Consider the following 21567-nt stretch of genomic DNA (forward strand, 5'->3'; position numbering starts at 1 on the left):
TCTGAAACCTGGAAGCGACACGCTGGCGATGCATCACCAAATCGGGTGATTCCTCATCATTTTGACTCCGAACAGGGCGATTAGGGGGTGTCGGGGAACAACCCAGTACGGAAAGGGATCACCGCAAATGCAAGATCGTGCTCTGTCCTGCCTCGATGTCGTCGAGCGGCGTTTCGCCGAGCTGACGACCTTCCCCAATGCCCTTGCTCTTGACGGTGTGCGGCTGGGTTGCGGACTTCCGGCGCGGCTTGAGCCGCTGGACGAGATCCGTGTGTTGTTGCTCAAGCGGCAGACCACCTGGTTGACCAAGGACGCGGTGTGGAAGGAGCTCGTTCAGCGCGCCCACAAGGAACCGGAACCATGGATCATGGCGGCCGCCGGGATGATGGTTCCCGGTCTGAAGCACATCGCCGGCAAACTCAATCCGCGGTACCCCGGTGACAAGGCTGACCTTGATTCGGAGATCCTGGAAGGATTCCTCCAGTCACTGGATTTGGCTGAGGACGACCAGTCGAAGGTGTACTCACAGCTCTACTACGGCGCCTTCCGCAAGGGCCACGAGGCCTGCAACCGGGAGAGCCGGCTTCGCCGGCAGAACGCCGCTGTCGACGACGCGATCGGGATCCGAAGGAAGGTCAATGGGCATCCAGATCTGATTCTCGCGGACGCGGTGCTCGGCAGCGCGCTGACCGAGGAACAGGCGGGATTGCTGTCTGCGGTACACCTCGACGGCGAGAACCGGCACGTGGTCGCAGGTCGGTGCGGTCTGAGCAGGTACGGGTGTCAGGAAGCGTTGGCGCGGGCAGAACGGAAGCTGCTCGGCTTCCTGAACGATCGCATACCCGATTCGGCGGCGTGAACGCTCCGACGAGCTGGGTTCTGGGGCCGCCGTTGTGCCTGCCGGCGGCCCCAGCCAGGTGTGCATGCAGCGGTACATGGGCGTTGCGGCGACCACGCGCCTGCGAGGTAGCGCCGCAGACGTTCCTCCGCTCGCTGTCGTGCTTTGTAAGTAGCCCACTGACTCATGTTGTGCTGCTCTGCCCAGTCGGTGACAGACACGTCCTCCAGGCGGGTCGCACCGATCAGATCAGCGTCGGTCTGACTCAGCACTCCATCGGCAGCTGCTCGCGCGAGCACGAGGTCGGGATGGCCAGGTACAGCCGCCACAGGCACGGCGGAAGCTTCCAAGCCCGCCGGGGTTGGCCGGTTTCGGGCCTCCACGAGAGCCGCATGGCCAACTCGGTAGGCCGCCCACTTGAGGCGAAGCATGATCCTTGGCCGTCGTAGGTCGACCGTCGCCAGGGCGGCGAGGAACCCGGTCACGATCTCGCTGTGCACGTCCGCGGTACCGCAGCCGAAGGTCGAGGTCAGCTTGGATGACGCGGAGATCAACGCGGGCAGGGCCATGCCGACCGCGGCGGTCCTCCACGCCACCTCGTCCGAGCGAGCTCGCAGAACCAGATGCGTCCACACGGCATCCCTGGTGGCTTGCGGGCATTGCCGGTCCAGCAGCATGTTGCGGACTTCCTCCAGCCGCAGTCGGCGATCAGGAAGCCCTGGGAACAGCTCGCCGTCAACGCAGATCGCGTCAGGCCCGGTGCTCAGCGCCGCGAACGCGTCGCGGGCGATATCAAGGGCGTTTCGTGAGATACGAGGCTCAGCGGGACGGAGGGGATGTTGTTTGGGCATCAGCTGACTCCAGGATTGGGTGATTCGACGTTGAGTCAAGGCCGTTCAAGGTGACTCTCACACTGGATCGGTCTGGAGAAATCCGGAGAGTCCATGCGCGCCGAACGGCGTTAGGCTGCATTCAACGACGCTGAACGGAACCGTGATGACGTGCGGTTTCTTAATCGCCGCAGGTGAAGGCTTGCCCCGGCTCACGCTGGCAGTGTGAGGGTCAGGGGTTCGAGTCCCCTCAGCTCCACTTGTAGGTAGAACCCGTCTGATCTGGCGATTGTCGCTGGTCAGGCGGGTTTCTTGCTGTTCTGCATAGATCTTAAGTGATCGTCTGTTGATCGTGTTGCGGTGACCCTATGGAGCAGTTCTGGAGCAGGATTCTCCGGCTTGGTCGCGTCCGGGTTCGTGGATCTCGGTGTTCGTGGTGCCCCTTTGACTAACGGTGTGAGGGGCAGTGGACTTGGTTATGCGGCAAGCGGTCCGGAGACGGTGGCAGGGTGATCGTGCGGGCAGACGAGGCCGTCTTCGGTGAGCCGAGCCAGCGCGTGTGGGCACTCTCGTGCAATGCACCGGTGCGTGGGTCGATGATCAGGACGCCGCGGTCGAGGTCGATGTTGTCTCGTCGCAGTCCGGTGAGTTCGCCCCAGCGGCAGCCGGTCCAGGCGGCGGTGATGATGAGCAGGCTGGCGGTCTCGCCGCCGAGTGCGGCGGCTTGTTCGGCGATGCGGAGTACTTCGGTGGGTGTTGCCCAGACGCGTTCGCGTTCGATGCGGTGGCTGCGTCGCCCTCGGCGGCGGTAGCGGCGGATGGGGTTGGTGGGGATGAGGTGTTCGTCGGCGGCGTCGGTGAGGATCATCGAGAGGACTTTGACGATGGTGGCGACGGTGGTGTTGGCGTAGCCGAGCTGCCGTAGGTCGCTGATCCATTTGTTCACGCCGAGGGCAGTGATGGCGCCCAGTGGTGTGGCGCCCCAGCGGAGCAGGATGTGACAGCGCAGGACGCTGCGGTAGTTGTCAATCGTGCGCGGGTCGAGGTCGAGCGCGGCGAACCAGGTCGTGACCCATTCGGCGACGGTGGTGCGGCCGCGGGTGGGTCGAGCAAGGTGTTGCGGCGTTGGTCGCAATCGATGTCGGCGGCGTAGTTGTCGGCTGCGCGCTGCGATGTGAAGCGGGAGATCGAGGCGGTGTGGCCGTCGCCGGTGCGGTAGCGGACTCGGCAGGACTGCATACCGATTTGTTCTGACCAAGCCATGACGACCTCCGGGTGTTGCTGGAGTGAGAGGTCTCAGTTGTGCGCCCCGAGCTTCTTGAACGCAAGCTGACCCGACAATCGGTCTTGAGGACCGGGCATCGCATCGCCCGACTCGCGGCATGAGCGGACGTGTGGCAAATCGGACGCGGCTGGTGCGCCTGGTCGATACGATGCGTGCGCCTCATGGAGTAGATCAGTGGTAGATCACCCCGCTCGGGACGGGGAGGGCGCGGGTTCGATTCCCGCCTCCATGTCCGATCAGCCGTGGAGTCCGCTGTGTCCGATCAGATCCGCATTGCTTCGCCGGAGTATGCGACCGGTCAGTTGGCGCGGGCGTTGGCCGCGGCGGTCTCCGCGGGCACCGAGGCGGACCGCGAGCGGGCGCTGCGGAAGTCGCGCCGTTGGGAGGACATCGTCAGCGGGATGGCCGGCGGCGTGCTCACGGTCGGTTCCCGCACCCCGGTCGCGGACACCCCGGCGTGGGTGACGCTCGAGGTCGCGCATGGTGGCTTCGCGACCGGCAGGTACCTGGCCGAGGTGCCGCTGTCCGAGGACGAGACCGCCCGCGTCGCTTCCCTCCCGGACGAGGTGCCGGGCAGCAACAAGCGGGAACGGCTCAACCTGTGGTACCTCGGCGACGACGGTCAGGCCGAGCTCCTGGACGCTGTCCGCGCCGGGCGATTCCGGGTCGAGCTGCCAGAGGACGCGGCGCTGCCCGTTGTGGCGTTGCTTCTGGACAAGGGCTTCCCGGAGCAGGCTCTCGACCTGGTCGCCGAGTTGCGGCCGCTGATGCACCGGCTGCGGTTGACGCCGCGCTTCGAACCGATTGCCCGGCCGTCGGACTCCGCCGTCCGGGTGGCGTCGGTGCGGGATGCCGTCGCGTCCCTGCGTGCCGTGCGGGTGCCCGAGCAGATCGCGAAGATGCGCGCCACGCTGACGGTATGGGATCCGCTGTACGACCGGCTAGTGGCGTTGTGGTGCCGCACCGTCGACGGTGAGCCACCGCGACTCGGGGAGGACGGATCCGTGCACGGCGGCTGGCCGTGCCGGACGTGGCCCGTGGACTGGGCGGAGGCCAGGGCGCGGTGGCTCGCGGACTTCGCCGACATGTGCCGCACCGTCGCGCCCTCGGGAAGGCAGACCAACCCGAAGAGCAACTTCGCGGTACTTCGTCGCGCGCTGGAGTCCTGCTCTCACGGCAGCGACGCGCTCACCGCGCGGGAGGTCGGCCGGATCCGCCGTGCCATCGCGAACACGGTGAGCAGCCGGGGCGCCCCGGCGGCGGCACAACGCAGCGCATGGCACGCCGCACAGACGGCGGCCGTCACGGCGCCGACGAACGCCGCGCTGGCCGATGTGCTCGCGTCCAGGCTCGACCGGTTCCCGGCCGACGGCGGCCTGCCGTCGCTCGACGTCGCGACGACCGCAGTGTCCGAAGCGGAGACGACCGCCGAGATTCCTTGTGGCACAACGATGCCGGACAGTCTGGTGCGCAAGGCGGCGCGGGCGCTCGAGGCCCCTGCGGACGAGTTGGTGCGCCTCGGTGTGATCACCTCGGGGGAGACGCTGGCGGTCGTGCTGCCGCAGCTCACCTCGCGGCTGCTCAGCGCGGCGATCGACGACCCGGTCGTGGCGGGGCTGCACGAGCAGATCTACACGGCGTTCCGGCGCCGCCGCGGTCTGCTCCTGCTCAACCTCGAGCACCAGGTGCAGTTCACCGAGCTCCCATGGGTCCAGGCCCTTGCGCCCTGCAGGTCACCCCAGCCGGACAATGCCGCAGCCGCACATCGCGCCCTGCGACAGATCACGATGCTGGCGCTCACCGCGTTCCCGCACGCATTGCTGCCGAACCCGCTGGTGACCGAGATCAGGACGCTGGCGAAGCAAGCGGAACTGCACCTGCCGCTCGTGGAGGAGGTGGCCGCGGACATCTTCATGGGCACGTTCACCACCAAGTGGCGCGCCGCCGCCGCGGTGGCCAGCCGTCTGCTGTCCGGCACGCTCTACGCGAACTACTACGACCTGCCCGCGAACTGGTCCGCGCCGCAGCGCACGCTCCTGCGCTGGGGCAAGAAGACCGCCGCGGACTTCACGGAGTTGTGCCGGCAGCGGGCGGGCACGTCCGGTGGCTCCGTCGCGGCCAACGGCATGCTCCTGGAACAGAGCCAGATCCTGACCACGCACAACCTCGCCGTGCTGGTCGATGCCCTGGACCTGACCGACGAGCTGCGCGAACGCGCGCCGGGACTGGCGGGGCGCACGCTCAGCTGGATCGTGCGCAGGCAGGCCCAGCGCGCGGACCACCTGCATGCGGCGCTGATCCAGGTGAAGAACACCGCGTACGCGTGGCGACAGGCCTTGTTCCTGCTCAGCTTCTGTGAACCCACCGTGCAGATGTCGCTAGCGGTGCGGTTCAGCACTGAGGTTCGCGACATTCGGCTCGTGCCCGCGGCAGAGGGGCTCCTGCAAGTGCTCGAGGGAGATCGTTTCACACCGGCGGGAACGATGCGACGCGGCAAAGGCAGGCGGTTCCTCGGCTGGGCCGAGGGAACGAATCCGTTCCTGTTCCACGCCAGTGGCAAACGGTGACCAGCCGCGCCCCGACTCGGACAGTTCCTGCCAGCACGGACACCGGCTGACCTGATTGATCACTCCACAACGGACTCGGTCGTCCTCGTGGAGGTCTTGTGAAGGTTTCACCCAGCCACCCCTGCCGGTGGCATCCTCGGATGCATGAGACATGGGGCAAGGTCCTTGCAGCAACAGCCGTTCTGGTCGGTCTGGTCGCGAGCGGTCCGGCCGTGCAGGCGTCGGAGGACCCCGGCTGCGCCGCGGGAGTGAGGTTCACCTCGAACTCCACTGAGGCGGCGTCGGGGTTGCGCGTGATGTCCGTCGAAGTCGCCAACTGCGGTGCGGAAGCGTTGCAGCTCAACGCGTATCCGCAGGTGAGCCTGTTCGACGTGGATCGGCGGCGGCTGGATGTCGTCGCGATCCTCGAAGGCACCGGCATCACGATCCTCGACGGTTTCAACGACCCGCCGCAGCCGATCACCGTGCAGCCGGGGGAGACTGCCGGCAGCGCGTTCGTGTGGCGGAACACGAACACGTCGCTGGAGCCGTCGCAGGTCGCCAAGCACGTCGAATTGGCGACCGCTCCGGGCGCAGTTCAGCAACCGTTGATCGCCGTGTCGCCGCAGCGGAGCATCCACATCGACCTCGGCAGCACGGGACGGATGGGCGTTCGCGCCTGGTACTAGCGGTGTGAGTTCAGGTGCGCGGGTCGTGTCGGGCGTGTCAGTTCGTCCGGCGCTGCGGCGTTTCCATGTCCTGATGGCACATGTCGACCACCGCGCTCCATGCGGCAGAAGAGGACGTTGCGACCAGCGCGGTCGTGTGTCGATTCTGGCTGCGGACCGCCTTGCGGTTTAGGCGTGCTCCGCGCCTGGGGTCGCAGAGCAGGCGATAGTGTGCCGAGGTGCGGTTTGCGGTCAGGAGGTATCCGCTTCCCATCAGGCCGGGAGCGAAGTGGGGTTATGGCACATCGCTGGTGGCGATTCCGGGGACTAATCGGCTCCTGTTGAGTTTGCCGTCTGGGGGTTCCCGGTCGCCGTGGTGTGTGCTGGACCTGGTCAGTGGTGTGGCCGAGCTCGGTACCGGGATGCCGGGAGATCTTCGTGCAGCGGTATTCCCCGTGGCGTCCGGGCCGGCGCAGCCGTGGGCTCTGGCGACCTTCGGCCTGTGCCGGCTAGAACTCGACCAACGGCTGCGTGTTACCGGCATTGCCCGCAAGGGAATCGGTAAGTACCAGACCGAACTCCTCGATCTCGGCCAGAATCTGCTGGGAGTCGGCCAGCGTCGAGGAAAATCATTGCTGTTGGTGTCTAAAGAGGATGGCTCGGTACGCACACGAATCCGGGTGGCCGGTGCGTGCGCCGCGACCCCGTCGATGACGGTATCGTCCGGCTGCTTGGCCCGCATTACGGCCAAGCCGCTGACCTCGATCTGGCGAGTGGCCGCATCGTCGCGCGCCATCCGTTACCGCACGGCAGTGACGCGATACACCTCGCCGCAAACGGGTCGAGCGGCTGATGCGCAGCCACGAACTGCAGGGCGCGTTCCTGCGCAAGAAGTGGCGAACACTCTCGACCCGGCGTGACCCACGAGCGGCGCCGGCACCGGATCTGGTCAACAGGGACTTCACCGCCCCTGCCCCGGACCGGCTGTGGGTCGCCGACGCCACCTGCATCCCCACCGGCTAGGGCGTGTTCTGGCTCGCCGCAGTCCGTGACGCGTTCTCCAACCGGATCGTGGGCTGGAAGACCAGCGACCGCTGCGACACCAGCCTCGTGCTCGGTGCGCTGGAATACGGCATCTGGTCCCGCGAGGTCCGTGACGGGCAGCTGATCCACCACAGCGACAGAGGCTCGACCTACATCTCGATCCGCTTCGCGCAACGCCTGGCGGACAACGGAATCCTGCCGTCGATGGGCTCGGTCGGCGACTCCTACGACAACGCGCTGATGGAGAACTTCTTCTCCACGCTGAAGATCGAGCTCGTGTACCGGAACTCGTGGCGCACCCGCGACGAGGCCGAGAACGCGATCTTCAGCTACATCGACGGCTGGTACAACACCCAGCGCATCCAGAAAGAGCTCGGCTGGCTCAGCCCCGACGAGTACGAGGCCGCCTGGCACGCCGATCAACTCACGCCATCTATCATCCCGGCATCCCCAACCGGAGCCAGGTAACCAACCCTCCGAGTTTTCGGGGGAACCTCAGCGATCGTCTGCGGCCAGACGGTGGTGATCGCGTCGGGCAGGCCGGTCAGCCCGTCGCAGACCACTATCAGCACGCCGGCGACAGACGATGATCGCGTTGCGGCGAGCCGTATCGCGGACGATCTCGACCGTGTCCTGATGAGGCTGGGCAGGTGTATCACGCCGGAGGGGGCTCCGTGCTCCGGTGCGAACACGGGCCGTCCGGTGGCCGAGTCTGATGTGCCGTTGCTTCGGAAGAGCTTGAGCGAGGCAGGGATCGAGCTCGAAGTTGCTCGTCTCGCTCGTGCGGCAGATCCGGCGCCTCCGGACAGCGTGTTCTACGCCGTGCCGCTGTCCAGTGGTGGGTGTGTCGTTGGTTTCGTCACCCACGTGCCGGGTGGTGGAGGCCAACGATCCGTGGTCGGGCAGTTGCCGGGCGGACGCTGCGCAGGTGCTTAGCCCCGGCCTGTCGATGTGGTCACGGCGTCTGTTCTGGCCAGAGGGCGATGCGCCATCGTTCGATGTCGCGGATGTTCTCGCGTTGTTCGTGGTGGCGTGCGTTGTAGGTGTCCTCGCGCCCTTCGCACGCCACCGCGCAGCTGATCGTCCCGGCGGCGGGCGCGGGCACTTCGAGGGCTGGGTGGTTTTCGGTGTCGACGAGAGCGATCGTGTTCGAGGAGCTGGTGAACGAGTACCGCGGCTGCCGGCTGAGTAGCTCCTGCGGAACGTCGGCGGCGCTGTCGAACAGTTCGAGCCTGACGTGTGCGTGGTGCTCACTGGTGACACTGTTGAGCCCGAGACCATCCCTGGCTGAGACGGCCAGGTCTCCGTCTGGCCCCCACTTCAGCCGGGGGTCCTCCTCGAGCTGTTGCGGGTAGCTCACGAGGTAGAACCGCGCGAAGTAGACAGGTATCGAGACCTCGTAGACAGCCATCGATGCTGGACTCCCTTGCCAGCGGGGGTCTTCGGAGGCGCTGCTGCCCCTGAAGACCCCGGCATGCCGAACGCGCTAATTCTGCCAACGGACTTGCTTGTGCCGTCAGCAGCACCGGGCGCCCACAAGTCGACGTTGTCGTGGTGCAGGTACCAGCGCAGCACCGGAACGGTGCCCTCGCCCCACGGGTCCTTGCCGTACGCGCCGTGGCCGTACAGGACGTCCGCGACCGGCGAGGTGATCTCGGAGAACATGTCCAGCCCTTGCCCGCGGCCTTGGCAGGCCCTGTGAAGCGGCTCGTGGCCACGTCGTAGTGGAGGCGGAACATTCGTGTCCGACAAACAGGCGCTGAAGGACGAAACCAATTCCGCCCGCGGCAGGCTCCTCCCCGCCAAGTGCGTCGCACGAGTGGTACCAGCGTGACCGCCGATGTCCACTGACGGAATGAGGGTCGCCCGGAACGGGTGGCCCTCTTTTCAGTTGAACAGGTGGCGGCGACGTGCGGCCTGCGAATTCGATTCCTCTAGGGCGGGAAATCGGCCTTCGCCTTGCCCTCGGCTCACCCTTCGGAATGGGCGCGGCCGTCACCGCGCTCGCGCTCACCGCGGGTCTGCTCGCGCCACCCGTGGCGATCGCTCAGGAGCCCATGGCCGTGCTCGTTCGGCAGCGACGAGGCGATGCGCCAGTAGCTCGCGACCGGTCCGCCGAGCGCGCAGTCACAGGGTCACGCCTCGCCCGGCGCGCAGGCTCAACCGGCCTCACGATCGGCTCAGACAGTTCCGTGACCCTGCTACCCGCACGCCGATTTCGTGAACTTGATTCATGTCACCTGACACTTAATGATTAATTCTTCCCTGCACCTGAATGGGGGCGCACCATCTGCTGATCCTTCCCTGCATAGCAAGGAGAACGTGGTCGTGAGCAGAAAGAAGATCGGATACCTGGTGCTCGTCTCCGCCGTTGCGTGCCTCACCGCAGCGGGCGCGGGGACGGCGCAGGCCGACCCGCCGCGAGGTGAGTCCGGCCGCGCGTTCACCGAGAACGTCGCCGACGGCGAGCAGTACGACCAGTACATCGTGGCCTTCAAGCCGAGATCCGAGGCGGGCAAGTCGCGCGCCGTGCGGGATCGCGAGCTGCGTGCCGCCGGTGGGCGGCACGGTGTCTCGGTGGCCGAGGTGCGCGAGCTGGCCGTCGGTGGGCACGTGGTACGCACGGACCGGAAGCTGTCGGGAGAGGAGGCGCGTGGATTCCTGCGTTCGCTCGCCGCTCGCACCGACGTCGACTACGCCGAGCCGGATGTGCGCCTGATGTCCAGCGCGTCGTGGAACGACACCAGCTACAACGATCAGTGGCACTACTGGGAGGCCACGGCGGGAATGCGCCTGCCCAAGGCGTGGGACACCGCTGACGGCGCCGGTGTGACGGTCGCGGTGGTCGACACCGGCCGGACCGCGCACTCCGACCTCGACGGCAACACCCTGGCCGGGTACGACTTCATCAGCGACTCGTGGGTCTCCCGGGACGGCGGCGGCCGCGATTCCAATCCTCAGGACGAGGGCGACTGGATGAAGACCGGCGACTGCGGCACCGACCAGAACGGCAACCCGGTGCCGCCGTCGGACCGGAACTCCAGCTGGCACGGCACGCACGTGGCGGGCACGATCGGTGCGGTCACCAACAACAGCAAGGGTGTCTCGGGTGTGGCCCCCAAGGCCAAGCTCGTGCACGCCCGCGTTCTCGGCCGCTGCGGCGGCTCGCTGTCCGACATCTCCGACGCGGTGGTGTGGGCGGCCGGCGGTTCGGTCAGCGGAGTGCCCGCCAACGCCAACCCGGCCAAGGTGATCAACATGAGCCTGGGCGGCGGCGGCGCTTGCAGCAGCACCTACCAGAACGCGATCAACAGCGCGGTGGGCCGCGGCGCGACCGTCGTCGTCGCCGCGGGCAACGAGAACCAGAGCGCCTCGAACGTCCAGCCGGCGAACTGCGGCAACGTGGTGACCGTCGCGGCATTGGACCGGCAGGGCAACCGCGCCAACTACTCCAACTATGGCAGCGCCGTCGACGTGGCCGCCCCTGGCGGGGAGACCAGCACGCGCACGGACGGCGTGCTGTCCACCCTCAACACCGGGACCACCACCCCTGGCAGCGAGACCTACCAGTACTACCAGGGCACCAGCATGGCCACCCCGCACGTCGCCGGCCTCGCCGCGCTGATGCTCGGTGAGAAGTCGATGTCGCCCGCCGACGTCGAGACCACCCTGGAGCAGAACGTGCGGGCGATCCCGGGCAGCTGCACCGGCGGTTGCGGCGCGGGCCTGGTCGACGCGGAGAAGACCATCTCCGCGCTCGGTTCCACACCGGCCCCGAGCGGTCAGCTGTTCGCCAACCCGGGCTTCGAGTCGGGTAACACCAGCTGGTCGGCCACTTCCGGCGTCATCACCTCGGACACCACCTACCCCGCGCGCAGCGGCTCGTGGAAGGCGTGGCTCAACGGCTACGGCCAGACCCACACCGACACTCTGTCGCAGGCGGTCTCCATCCCGTCGACCGCGACGACCGCGACGCTGTCGTTCTACCTGCGGATCGACTCGGCGGAGACCGAGGCCGTCGCCTACGACACGCTCAAGGTGCAGGTGCTCGACTCGAACGGATCCGTGCTGGCGACGCTGGCGACCTACTCCAACATCAATGAGAACACCGGCTACACGCAGCGTTCGTTCGACCTGAAGGGCTACATCGGCAAGAACGTGACCATCAAGTTCACCGGCACCGAGGACGCCAGCCTGGCGACCTCGTTCGTCATCGACGACACCGCCCTCACCACTGGCTGACCCAGCCGCCGAGGTGGCGGTCCGCGCCAGCGGGCCGCCACCTACTCGCGCGTAAGTTGATCCTTCCACTATCAAGGGTAGGAGGGTTACCGTGCGGCCGTGAGGAACCGGCAGGCCACATTCCCCGAGGCGTTGCGCGCCGCCATCGAACGCCGAGGGATCAGCCTGGAGCGGTTACGGGAGCGGCTGGCACGGATGGGCACGCCCGTGAGCACCGCGACGCTCAGCTACTGGCAGTCCGGACGCACCCAGCCCGAGCGGGCGGCATCCCTGGCCGCGCTGCGCAACCTCGAGGACATCGTCGGGATGCCCCTGGACGCGCTCGCCGGCCTCCTCGACCCGCCGCGGCCACGCGGCCGCGGCGCACTGCCGGGGCTGACCGTCTCAGGCAGCGCGTTCTTCGCGAACGCCGAGACGGTGGACCAGCTGATCGACGGGCTGGACATCAGCTGCGACGCGCGCCTGACCAGGCTCAGCGGGCACGACCGGATCCAAATGGGCTCCGATCGCGCCCAACTGGGGCGGTGGAGCAGGCAGGTGCTGCGCGCCGAAGAGGACGGCCCGGACCGGTTGGTGGTGATCCACGAGGTCGACATCCCCTACCAGCGCACGCCGAAATTGTCCCGTTGCGCAACTGCACGCTCGGTGCGACCGCCATCGACCCGGATGCGGGTCTCGTCGCCGCCGAACTCATTTTCCGCAGGCCGCTGAAGCGACGGGAGACCATCCTCGTCGAGCACGAGGTGCGCGTCCCACCGACGTCGGCGCCGTCGTCGTTCTTCGAGCGGCGCTTCCGCACCCCGGTGCGGGAGAACCTGATGGAGATCCAGTTCGACCCGCGCGCGCTGCCGAAGCAGTGCACGTACTACTCCGTGCTGGACGGCGTGGCGCGCAGCAGAGCAATCGACTTGGACGACGGCCACGCCGCACACGGGGTGGTTCTCGACTTTGGCCCCGGCTGCGCGGGGATTCGCTGGGAGTGGCCGGACTAGCTTGAGTTTCAACCTGTTCGGCGGAGTCGTGGGTCGCTGGACTTCTTCTTGTTGCTGCGTTTGGGTTTCTGTGTGTTTGTGCTGGTGACGGTGTGGACGTCGTGTCGTGTGGCGGGCCGGTGGTTGGGAGTTCCGCAAGGACGAGTACAGCTTCGTGCTGGAAGAGATGGTCGCCGTGCTGGATGGGTTGGAGATCTTCGGCGGCCTCCGCGACCCGATCTTCAAACCGCGCGGCCAGTGGCACACGTCCTGAAACGCGGGCGACGAACCCGCGCCTCCTCGAAGATCATCTCGGCCGCAGTGCTCGGCGAGAGGCATGCCATGTGAGAGCCACACCGAACCGCGCGGTGGGCAGCCGATGAGAGAGCGACCCGCCGAACACCTCGACCGGGCCTGGCCGGGCACCGATCGTGCCACCAGTAGACAAGTAGCCGATGACCGGGTGCTCCACACGGCCAAGTGCGCCTGGGACGGCATCGCCGAGTGGCTTGGTCTCTGCGGTCAGCAAGCGGTGGTCACGGCTGTTCCCCGTCTCGATGGACTACGCGGTAACGCAGATGTGTGGCGTCGCGGCCTTCGAGTCGGCGCACGAGCTCCAGTTCGATGTGGTCGTGTCCGGTCGGCGCGAACAGTCGCCGTCCGTCGCCCATCAGCACGGGAACAACGTGCAGTTCGAGTTCGTCGAGCTGGCCGGCTGCCAGCAACGCCTGCGCCGCACTCGCGCCGTGGACCATCACGGCTCGATCTCCCGCTGCTTCTCGGGCCTCGGTGGCACACGCGTTGACGTCGGTGTAGTACTTCGCGCTACCCGGGGGCTTGTCGTCCGGGTCGATGTGGTGTGTGAGCACGTGGATCGGCACTCCGTCGTGGTGGTCACCTTGCCATCGACCGGCTAGCTCGAACGTGCGACGTCCGGATATCACGGCACCGGTTGCCAGGGCCTCGGCGTACACCTGCCCGTTGATGCCCTCGGACATCCGGTCGTCGAGCCAGTTGAACAGCCGCCCTCCGTTGCGGCCGAGTTCCTGGCCCGGCCGGTCGTCCGGTCCGGCGATGTACCCGTCGACCGACATGGACATGTACAGCCGCAGTGGTGTCCTACCCATCTTCGAGTTCCTCTCTCTGGCCAGTCGGTGGCGATGTCGCCGGTGGGGTACCTCGGCCGCTGGACCCGCCGCTCCCACCTGCACGTCGATCGCGCGACGCCGGATTCGACAACAAGGCCCGAGATTCTCTCCAACAGATGACAAGCTCCGCTTGCTCGTTGAGCTTCACCTCGGGAGCGCCGTTCGGATGCAACACGACAAGAGCCTGCACAACCTGCTCGCACGTGATGTCGAGGTCGCTGAACCTCCCGCGATCGCGTAACGGTGCTCGTCATGGGCGCGAATACTGAGATGGGCGTCACATCCGGTGGGTCCGCTGCCGGGTGCCCAGGCGGTGAGCGGGTGGTTCCCATGGGTGAGCACGGACGTCGTTTGTGGGCGACGACGGCGGCGGTGGCGTTGGCGGCGGGGTTGACGACGGCCGTCGCGGCGCCCGCGCAGGCGGCGCCTTCGCCGTATCCGTTCCCCCTGCCCGACTTCAGCCACACGTCGACGCCGCACGCGCCGCTGTTCAAGCCGAGGACGGAGGGGCTGACCCCGTTGCTCGTCGTCTACGGCACGTTCACTGACCTGACGAACGTGACTGAGACCGTGATCGAGGACAAGTTCTTCTCGATCTTCGAGTTCGGCACGGTCGCCGACTACTACCTCACCCACGGTTTCACTGTGCTGGTGCCGGTCGTCGAGTCCTCCGGCATCGCCGACAACGGCGTCATCACCGTCGACCTCGGCAAGTCCGCCGACGCGCTGGCGCTGGACCCGGCGCAGCGGCGGCGCAAGATGATGGACCTCGCCGACCAGTTCATCGACTTCGCCCGCTATGACCGGGACAAGGACGGCACCGTCGAGGACACCGAGCTGTCCGTGGCCACCATCTTCACCTCCCGTCCCGGGACCGACAACTGCGGGCAGGCGCGCGAGGTGGCGGCGGGCAACAAGCTCGACGGCAAGACGATCGGGTTCCGCACCGGCGACGGCGGCACCGCGACCAACGTGATCACCTTCGCCCACGAGCTGGCGCACCAGACCTACGACCTGTTCGACCACTACGGCTACGGCGTCGGCTCCTGGGACATCGCCGGGCCGACCTGCACCAGCGGGGAGGTCTGGTTCGAGCCGAACCCGTGGCACAAGATGCACATCGGGACCGAGAAGCCGCAGATCGTCACCCGGGACGGGTACGTCGTCATCTCCAACGACAGCCGGATCCGCCAGAGCTACCTGCTCTACGACCCGGGCCGCGGCACCGAGGACTACTTCCTCGTGGAGGCGCGGACCCCGCGCGCGAACACCTACAACCAGAGCGTGCCGGACACCGGTGTGGTCATCTGGCGCATCGATGAGCGCAATGTGCGCAGCGGCTTCGAGCACATCCGCGGCGTCGAGCTGATGCGGCCGGACGGCACGCGCGCGCCGGGCTGCGTCGACGAGGACGTCGACGGCATGGCCAACGAGGATCCGCCGGGCGGCGGCGACAGCGACAGCGATGGCCGCACCGACGAGGACGGTCCAGACGGCCAGCTCGACAACGACAACGACGGGCAGACCAACGAGGACCCGCCCGGCGGCGGCGACAGCGACGGCGATGGCCGCACCGACGAGGACGGCCCCGACCCCGACACCGCGGTCTGTTCCGGCGGCACCGACACCGACGCGTGGGACCCGACTGACTCGAGGACCTCTGGGCGGGAGATGGCCTACCCGTGGGCGGACAACAGCCCGGCGAAGGTCGCGGTCCGGGCCATCGGGCGCCCGTTCTTCAACGACCCGGGGAACTCGGAGTGGCAGCAGGTGTACTTCGACGTGGTGGGCCCGGGCATCCTGGTCGACCCGGCCACCGCCCAGGGCAACGCCCCGCGGCCCAGCGTGGCCCTCGGCGACTCGTTCGACCTGCCCATCGCGGTGATGAACACCGGCGAGGCCACCGACACCTTCGACTTCAGCGCGCTGTTGCCCACCGGCTGGACGGCGACCACGCAGCGGATGACGCTCACCGCAGGGCAGCGGGCCACGGTCACCCTGCGGATCACGGTTCCGCAGAACACGGGCGTGCACCACCACCGCATGTTCGTGCGGGGGCAGAGCACCTCGGACGGCTCCATCCGCACCGACTACGACTTCCTGGTCGACGTCGTGAAGCGGCGGGCCAGCGTCTCCTACGTGGGTGACTTCTCGGTTGACCACTCCGACCCGGCCACGCTCTCCGCGGTGGTGACGGATCGGTCGACCGGTGCCCCGCTGAGCGGCAAGACCGTCACGTTCACGGTGTCCGACCAGGTCTTCACCGCGACCACCGGGGCTGACGGCATCGCCAGCGCCCAGTGGCTCGCCACGGTCGCGCCCGGAAGCTACGAGGTGCGGGTCGCGGTCGCCGAGGACGGCCTGCACGCGGCGACTGGCACCTTCGGGTCTGTCACCGTCGAGCCGGAGAACCTCACGGTGAGAGTGACCAGCCCGATGGTCCAGCCCGCCTCGGGCACGCTCGTGCTCAAGGCCCTGGATGAGCAGGACGGCTACCCCGCCGACCTCACCAGGGCGGGCGCGAGCATCACCCTGACCCCGACCCTGACGGCCGCACCGCAGACCTACTCGACGACATTCGACGCGGGCGGCAACGCGGTCGTCCCGCTGGGCGCCCCGGTTGATGTGTGGTCTCTGGCGGTCGCTGTCAGCGGCGACTACCTCACCGGCCCTGGCGTGACCGGCGAGCTAGTGCTGTTCAACCCGGACGGCGCGGTGTCCGGCACCGAACGCGGCACTGACACGGCAGGCGCGACGGTGCGGCTGACGACGTCGATCGTTTACCGGGACACGACCCCGGTCGGCTACGTCCGCATGGACGTGGGGACGAGCCGGTTCACGAGTGACAAGCCGCAGTGGCTCGTGGTGGTCGGCAACACGGCGATCTACCAGGCGGCTGGTGTGCTGAATGGTCAGCCGGCGGTCGTGCGCGGCAAGATCGTTGACGAGGGGAACGGCGGGGCCACCCAGGACCGGTTCACGGTGACGGTGGGCGCGTACAGCTCGGGAGAGGTCATGGCCAGGACAGGCAACCTGTTCGTCCGGATTGGCTGACGTAAGCGAGGCCCCCGCACCCACCCAGATGCGGCGGACCCACAGCGAGGACGAGGGAAGTGGGGTTCACCGAGGTGCACCCGGGACGGTTACGGCGCTGGCGGCGGGGTTGCCGTCAGACGCGCCGTCTCCCGTTCGAGCCAGCAGCGACCGGATCTGCTGCACGTGGCCGGTCACTGCCACGATCAGCTGCTCGCGGCGGGCGCCGAGATGCCGCAGCCGTCCCCAGGTCTCGTCCACGGGTTCGGGCACGGAGCAGCGCAGCTGCGCGGTCAGCCGGGCGATGAGCACCGCGTCCTTCTCGTCGGTCTTGTCCACCGTCAAGTCCTCCGCGCGTCGCGCCCAGGAACTCAGCATCGGCTGGGCACAGACGAACGGCATGCCGCGATCGGCGGCGAGTTGCCCGAGCACGCGATGACTCCCCGCAGTGCAGTCCACGATCATTGGAAGGAGGTTGGAAGTGTGCTGGAACGCGCCGCAGTGATCCAGGCGCTGGAAAGACATCCGCGCCCGGATCACCGACTAGAACGTCAGTTCAGCACCTCTCCAGACCGTGGTTCGTCGGCTCGCGGAGAAGTCCCTCGTGGTGGTTGGAGGCGTTGTACACCCAGATCCAGTACCAACCGTCGTTGACATCGATGTAGCACTCCACGCGGAGATGGTCGTAGGCTTCCGCGACGCCCTTGTTGCAGTGGGTCGCAGGGCACTGGTACAGGGTTGCGTCCTGTACGACGTACCCGTACTGACCGACGTCCTTGCACTGGATCTGCGGGTCCGGGTGCTTCAGCCGGAGCCTGTTGACGAAGCCGGTGTGCCCGTTGGCCCGGTTGTACACGAGCGCCCAACCATATCCCTCAGCGTCCATGATGCAGATCTCGCCGAGTGCCTGGCCTGGCAGCACCTCACCCTTGTTGCAGAAAAGCGCAGGGCACTGGTAAAGCGTCTGCGGGGTCTCGACCTCGTTGAAGTGGCGGGCTTGTGCCGAAACCTCGCCCGTGTTCTTGATGATGAGCTCAGGTGACTCCTGAGCCATCGCGGGCATGACCGCCCCCGCCGTCAGCACCAGCGCCGCGAACGCGACGAGCAGTGCTCTGACTGCTTTGCTAGCCATCAAAACTGCCTCCCCAAGCGGTTGATTGCTCCGTCAGAGTGGCGTCACCGGGATGTGCGGATGTTGAGCGGTTCTGCAATCCCCAGGTCAGTAAGATCCTTGGCTCCTGGGGGAGGGACGCATGACGGTGGTCAACCTGCTCGGCGAGGTGACCGTTCAGATCGATGGGCGGCAGGCGGAACTGGGGCACGGGCGGCAGCGATGCGTGCTCGCGGCGCTGGCGGTGGACGCGGGCCGGGTGGTGCCGGACGACCGGCTGATGAACCGGATCTGGGCGTCGGAGGTACCGGCGCGGGCACAGAAAACGTTGTACAGCTACGTTTCCCGGCTCAGGAAGATGCTCGCGGCCGAGCAGATCGTGCGCAGGCCGGGCGGGTATGTGCTGGCAGAGGCGGACACGGACCTGCGCCGGTTCCGCGAACTGTGTGTCCGTGCCAGGCAAAGCACGGATGCCGAACGAACGGAGCTGCTGACCGAGGCGCTCGCGTTGTGGCGTGGCGATGCGCTGACCGGGCTGCCGGGGGAGTGGGCGCAGGCGGAACGCGATCGGCTGCACCTGGAACGCCTTGCCGCGGAACAAGACCTGGTCGACGCACGGCTGCGCACCGGGCAAACGGACGGGCTGCTCGCCGTGTTGTCCGACCGCGCCGAGGCGCACCCGCTGGACGAACGCATTGCGGGCCAGTACATGCGCGCGCTGGCCGCGGCCGGGCGGGCGGCGGACGCGTTGGCGTACTACCTCGTGATCCGGGATCGGCTGGTCGAGGAGCACGGCACCGAACCGGGTGCGGTGTTGCAGGAGGTGCACAGGGAGGTGCTCGCCGGGGCGGGGCAGGTGGTTCCTGAGCCCGTTGTGGTGCCTCGGCAACTGCCAGGGGTACCGGCGTCGTTCGTCGGCAGGCACGATGCCCTGGAGCGGCTCGGCGATCAGCCCCGGATCTTCGCGATCGCAGGGCCTGGTGGCATCGGCAAGACGTGGCTGGCGTTGCATTGGGCGCATCGCAACGCGGCATGCTTCCCGGACGGGCAGTTGTTCGTCGACCTGCGCGGGTTCGCCCCTGAGGCGGCGCCCATGCCACCCAAGATCGCATTGCGCGGGTTCCTCCACGCGCTGGGCGTGGACCGGTGCCCGGCGGACCTGCACGCACAGACCGCGCTGTTCCGCAGCCTGGTGGTGGACCGGCAGATGCTGCTGGTGCTGGACAACGCCGCCGACACCGCTCAGGTCGTGCCGTTGCTGCCGGGCGGTGAGAGTTGCACGGTCGTCGTGACCAGCCGCAGACGGCTACCTGGCCTGATCGCCGGGCACGGCGCCCGGCACATCGCACTGGACAGGCTGCCGCCTCGAGAATCCCGCGCGTTGCTCACCGACCGGCTCGGCTCGGCTCGGATCGCGGCCGATCCGGCGGCGGTCGACGAGCTCATCGTTCGGTGCGACGGCTTTCCACTGGCGCTCAGCATCGTCGCCGGGGATGCGCTGGCTCATCCCGAGATGCCGTTGGCCCGCTTCACCGAGGACCTGTGTGAGCTCGGTCCGGTCGCGCTGGACGGCGACGAGTCCGAGGCGTGCCTGACCGCTGTGCTGTCGTGGTCACTGCGCTGTCTGACGCCCGAACAGGTGCAAGCCTTCGTGTTGCTCGGCGTCGCGCCGGGATCGGACATCGGACTGGCTGCGGCGGCGGACCTGTTCGGGCTCACCGCGGCGGCGGCACGTGCCGTGCTGAACCGTCTGGAAACACTGTCGCTGCTCACTCAGGACGCGCGGGGCCGCTACCGCATGCACGACCTCATCCGTGGCCACGCAGCTGTGCACGAGATTGACGAGGAAACACGCCTGGAGGCGTTGCGCCGAGTCGTCGACCACTACACGCGGACCGCGATCGAGGCCGATCGCCTCATCGATCCGTCGCACGCGTTGGACCTCTTCCCGGCAGAGTCGTCACGACTGTCCAGTGTGGAGGAGGCGATCACGTGGTTCCGCACCGAACACGCGAACCTGCTGGCCGCGCACCACATCGCGACCACGCGGGGCTGGCACCTCCTCGGGTGGGGCCTGACGTGGTCACTGCAGACCCTCCTGGCCCGGCGGTCACCGATCTGGGACCGCCACGCCGTGCTGCTGGCCGCGACGGAGTCCGTCGAGCAACTGGCCGATCCCGCGCTCCCGGTGGTGTTCGTCTGGACGCTCGGCAACGTGTGCGCGGACCTAGGTCTGCGCGAGGACACCGACCGGTACCTGAGCCACGCGCTCGAACTGGCCGAAGAGCTGCAGGATTCGTTGCAGCAGGCGCACGTCCATCGTGTCTCCGCACGGGCCGCCGCGCTGCGCGGAGACGATGAGCGGGCGCTGGCGCACTCGGTCAAGTCGCTCGAGCTGTTCCGGCTGGTGGGCGTGCCGGCGTGGACAGCAGGCGCTGCAAACAACGTCGGCTGGTTCGCCGCACTGACCGGCGACCTCGACACCGCTCGTGAGCACTGCGAGGCCGCGATCACCATGTTCGAGGAGTTGGGGGACCTCTACGGCGAGGCCAACACGTTGGACAGCCTCGGCTGGATCGCGCACCGGTCAGGTGACCACCTGGGAGCCGCCGACAAACTGCGCCGGGCCGCCACCCTGCTGCGGTCGACGAGCGGCATCCTCGAGACAGCCAACAGCCTCGCCAAGCTCGGCGACCCGCTCATGGCACTCGGCAGGTCCGACGAGGCACGCGCGGCGTGGCAGGAGGCAGCTGAGCTGTACCGGGCACAGCACTGCGCTGAGGACGCCTACCTGATGGAACTGAAGTTGTCCGGTCGCGAATTCGCTCGGCAACGTTCTGCGCCACGCGACTAGTGTGCTGCGCCGGAAATTCGCCTGCAAAAGCGTGCGAGTGACTCGAGGATCTCTTCGGCGGTCTTGGTCCAGAGGAACGGCCGGGAATGGGTGTTCCAGTCCGCGATCCAGCCCGGACGTCCTTCTCGAGTGCTTGCACGCTCTTGTGGGCGCCGCGTTTGATCTTCTGCTCGGCCAGGAACCCGAACCAGCGTTCGACCTGGTTGATCCACGAGGATCCGGTCGGGGTGAAGTGCATGTGGAACCGCGGATGCTTCGCCAGCCAGGCCTTGATCGCCGCGGTCTTGTGCGTGCCGTAGTTGTCGCAGACCAGATGCACGTCCAGCCCGGCGGGCACGGTCTTGTCGATCGTGATCAGGAACTTGCGGAACTCCGCGGCACGGTGCTGGCGGTGCAACTCGCCGATCACCGTGCCGTCAGCGACATTGAACGCGGCGAACAGGCTGGTGATGCCGTTGCGGACGTAGTCGTGCGTGCGCCGCTCGGGCATACCCGGCATCATCGGCAGCACCGGCTGCGAGCGGTCCAGCGCCTGCATCTGAGACTTCTCGTCCACGCACAGCACCACCGCCCGCTCGGGCGGATTGTGATACAGGCCAACAACATCCACGACCTTCTCCACGAACAACGGATCAGTGGAGAACTTGAACGTCTCGGCACGATGAGGCTTGAGACCGAAATCGCGCCAGATCCGCCCGACGGTCGACTTACTCAACCCGGTGCGCTCCGCCATCGACGTCCGAGACCAGTGCGTGGCGCCCCGCGGGACCTCCTCCAGCGTCGCCACGATCACCTCTTCGACCTGATCGACCGTGATCGACGGCGGCCGGCCCGGCCGTTGTTCATCGACCAGGCCGTCCAGCCGATCCCGCAGAAACCGCCTGCGCCACTTCGTCACCGTCGCCGGATGCACCCGCAGATCCTCGGCGATCCGCGTGCCCGGCACACCATCCGCACACGCCAGCACGATCCTGCACCGCTGCGCCAGCACCTGCGA

General features: G+C 67.5%; 16 protein-coding genes, 2 tRNA genes and 1 pseudogene. 13 read left to right on the top strand and 6 right to left on the bottom strand.

The window, feature by feature from the left end; all coding sequences use genetic code 11:
* Nucleotides 1-61: 61 nt before the first annotated feature.
* Nucleotides 62-859, top strand: a complete 798-nt coding sequence (locus tag BLR21_RS39495) for a hypothetical protein (protein ID WP_143028095.1) — start codon at nt 62-64, stop codon at nt 857-859.
* 966 nt (nt 860-1825) lie between these two features.
* Nucleotides 1826-1927: transfer RNA gene (locus BLR21_RS42985), tRNA-Ser, on the top strand.
* A 189-nt stretch (nt 1928-2116) separates the two neighbouring features.
* On the opposite strand, the gene BLR21_RS39500 is transcribed toward BLR21_RS42985, so the two are convergent.
* On the bottom strand, nt 2117-2803 hold the full coding sequence (locus tag BLR21_RS39500) for a tyrosine-type recombinase/integrase (RefSeq protein WP_090015027.1): 687 nt from the start codon (nt 2801-2803) through the stop codon (nt 2117-2119).
* A 310-nt stretch (nt 2804-3113) separates the two neighbouring features.
* Here BLR21_RS39500 and BLR21_RS39505 point away from each other — a divergent pair.
* The 5 genes from BLR21_RS39505 to BLR21_RS39520 all read left to right on the top strand — a co-directional run bounded on the left by BLR21_RS39505 (nt 3114) and on the right by BLR21_RS39520 (nt 7679).
* Nucleotides 3114-3185: transfer RNA gene (locus BLR21_RS39505), tRNA-Pro, on the top strand.
* Nucleotides 3186-3207: 22 nt separating this feature from the next.
* Nucleotides 3208-5520: a hypothetical protein gene (locus BLR21_RS39510; protein ID WP_090015055.1), complete on the top strand. Its 2313-nt coding sequence runs from the start codon at nt 3208-3210 to the stop codon at nt 5518-5520.
* 140 nt (nt 5521-5660) lie between these two features.
* Nucleotides 5661-6188, top strand: coding sequence for a DUF4232 domain-containing protein (locus tag BLR21_RS39515; protein WP_090015029.1), 528 nt, complete (start codon nt 5661-5663; stop codon nt 6186-6188).
* Nucleotides 6189-6547: 359 nt separating this feature from the next.
* Nucleotides 6548-7087 (top strand): hypothetical protein, encoded by a 540-nt coding sequence (locus tag BLR21_RS42105; RefSeq protein ID WP_143028096.1) that lies wholly within the window; start codon nt 6548-6550, stop codon nt 7085-7087.
* Nucleotides 7088-7193: 106 nt separating this feature from the next.
* Entirely contained in the window at nt 7194-7679 is a 486-nt protein-coding gene (locus BLR21_RS39520; RefSeq protein ID WP_090015031.1) for an IS3 family transposase, read from the top strand.
* Nucleotides 7680-8166: 487 nt separating this feature from the next.
* Here BLR21_RS39520 and BLR21_RS39525 read toward each other — a convergent pair whose 3' ends face one another.
* The gene (locus BLR21_RS39525) at nt 8167-8622 is read right to left on the bottom strand and encodes a hypothetical protein (RefSeq protein WP_090015033.1); all 456 of its coding nucleotides are present in this window, start codon (nt 8620-8622) and stop codon (nt 8167-8169) included.
* A gap of 917 nt (nt 8623-9539) precedes the next feature.
* Between BLR21_RS39525 and BLR21_RS39530 the strand changes: the two genes are divergently transcribed.
* The 4 genes from BLR21_RS39530 (at nt 9540) to BLR21_RS42990 (ending at nt 12698) form a co-directional block, all read left to right on the top strand.
* Nucleotides 9540-11453, top strand: coding sequence for a S8 family serine peptidase (locus BLR21_RS39530; RefSeq protein ID WP_218131111.1), 1914 nt, complete (start codon nt 9540-9542; stop codon nt 11451-11453).
* 99 nt (nt 11454-11552) lie between these two features.
* The gene (locus BLR21_RS39535; RefSeq protein ID WP_143028098.1) at nt 11553-12164 is read left to right on the top strand and encodes a helix-turn-helix domain-containing protein; all 612 of its coding nucleotides are present in this window, start codon (nt 11553-11555) and stop codon (nt 12162-12164) included.
* A 32-nt stretch (nt 12165-12196) separates the two neighbouring features.
* Nucleotides 12197-12445 (top strand): hypothetical protein, encoded by a 249-nt coding sequence (locus tag BLR21_RS39540; RefSeq protein WP_090015039.1) that lies wholly within the window; start codon nt 12197-12199, stop codon nt 12443-12445.
* Nucleotides 12446-12551: 106 nt separating this feature from the next.
* Entirely contained in the window at nt 12552-12698 is a 147-nt protein-coding gene (locus BLR21_RS42990; protein ID WP_176930011.1) for a hypothetical protein, read from the top strand.
* Nucleotides 12699-12960: 262 nt separating this feature from the next.
* Here the strand turns inward: BLR21_RS42990 and BLR21_RS39545 are convergent, their stop codons facing one another.
* Nucleotides 12961-13551, bottom strand: coding sequence for a dihydrofolate reductase family protein (locus BLR21_RS39545; RefSeq protein ID WP_090015041.1), 591 nt, complete (start codon nt 13549-13551; stop codon nt 12961-12963).
* A 351-nt stretch (nt 13552-13902) separates the two neighbouring features.
* Between BLR21_RS39545 and BLR21_RS42995 the strand changes: the two genes are divergently transcribed.
* Nucleotides 13903-16626, top strand: coding sequence for a COG1470 family protein (locus BLR21_RS42995; RefSeq protein ID WP_090015043.1), 2724 nt, complete (start codon nt 13903-13905; stop codon nt 16624-16626).
* A 66-nt stretch (nt 16627-16692) separates the two neighbouring features.
* Here BLR21_RS42995 and BLR21_RS39555 read toward each other — a convergent pair whose 3' ends face one another.
* Both BLR21_RS39555 and BLR21_RS39560 read right to left on the bottom strand, forming a co-directional pair.
* A complete protein-coding gene (locus tag BLR21_RS39555; RefSeq protein WP_176930012.1) occupies nt 16693-17070 on the bottom strand; it encodes an IS110 family transposase in 378 nt (125 codons plus the stop codon).
* A gap of 91 nt (nt 17071-17161) precedes the next feature.
* A complete protein-coding gene (locus BLR21_RS39560; protein ID WP_090015046.1) occupies nt 17162-17737 on the bottom strand; it encodes a hypothetical protein in 576 nt (191 codons plus the stop codon).
* A gap of 121 nt (nt 17738-17858) precedes the next feature.
* Here BLR21_RS39560 and BLR21_RS39565 point away from each other — a divergent pair, with 121 nt between their 5' ends.
* Entirely contained in the window at nt 17859-20570 is a 2712-nt protein-coding gene (locus tag BLR21_RS39565) for an AfsR/SARP family transcriptional regulator (protein WP_090015048.1), read from the top strand.
* Here the strand turns inward: BLR21_RS39565 and BLR21_RS39570 are convergent.
* A pseudogene (locus tag BLR21_RS39570) lies at nt 20567-21567 on the bottom strand (IS630 family transposase); the annotation flags it as partial. The gene BLR21_RS39565 and the pseudogene BLR21_RS39570 sit on opposite strands and share 4 nt — an antisense overlap.

The sequence above is a fragment of the Lentzea albidocapillata subsp. violacea genome, assembly GCF_900100275.1.
Classification (GTDB): Bacteria; Actinomycetota; Actinomycetes; order Mycobacteriales; family Pseudonocardiaceae; genus Lentzea; species Lentzea violacea.

Coding starts and splice junctions, on each gene's coding strand:
- BLR21_RS39525 (WP_090015033.1), bottom strand. CDS start 8,622: ATGGCTGTCTACGAGGTCTCGATACCTGTCTACTTCGCGCGGTTCTAC.
- BLR21_RS39565 (WP_090015048.1), top strand. CDS start 17,859: ATGACGGTGGTCAACCTGCTCGGCGAGGTGACCGTTCAGATCGATGGG.
- BLR21_RS42995 (WP_090015043.1), top strand. CDS start 13,903: ATGGGTGAGCACGGACGTCGTTTGTGGGCGACGACGGCGGCGGTGGCG.
- BLR21_RS39555 (WP_176930012.1), bottom strand. CDS start 17,070: ATGATCGTGGACTGCACTGCGGGGAGTCATCGCGTGCTCGGGCAACTC.
- BLR21_RS39545 (WP_090015041.1), bottom strand. CDS start 13,551: ATGGGTAGGACACCACTGCGGCTGTACATGTCCATGTCGGTCGACGGG.
- BLR21_RS39560 (WP_090015046.1), bottom strand. CDS start 17,737: ATGGCTAGCAAAGCAGTCAGAGCACTGCTCGTCGCGTTCGCGGCGCTG.
- BLR21_RS39515 (WP_090015029.1), top strand. CDS start 5,661: ATGCATGAGACATGGGGCAAGGTCCTTGCAGCAACAGCCGTTCTGGTC.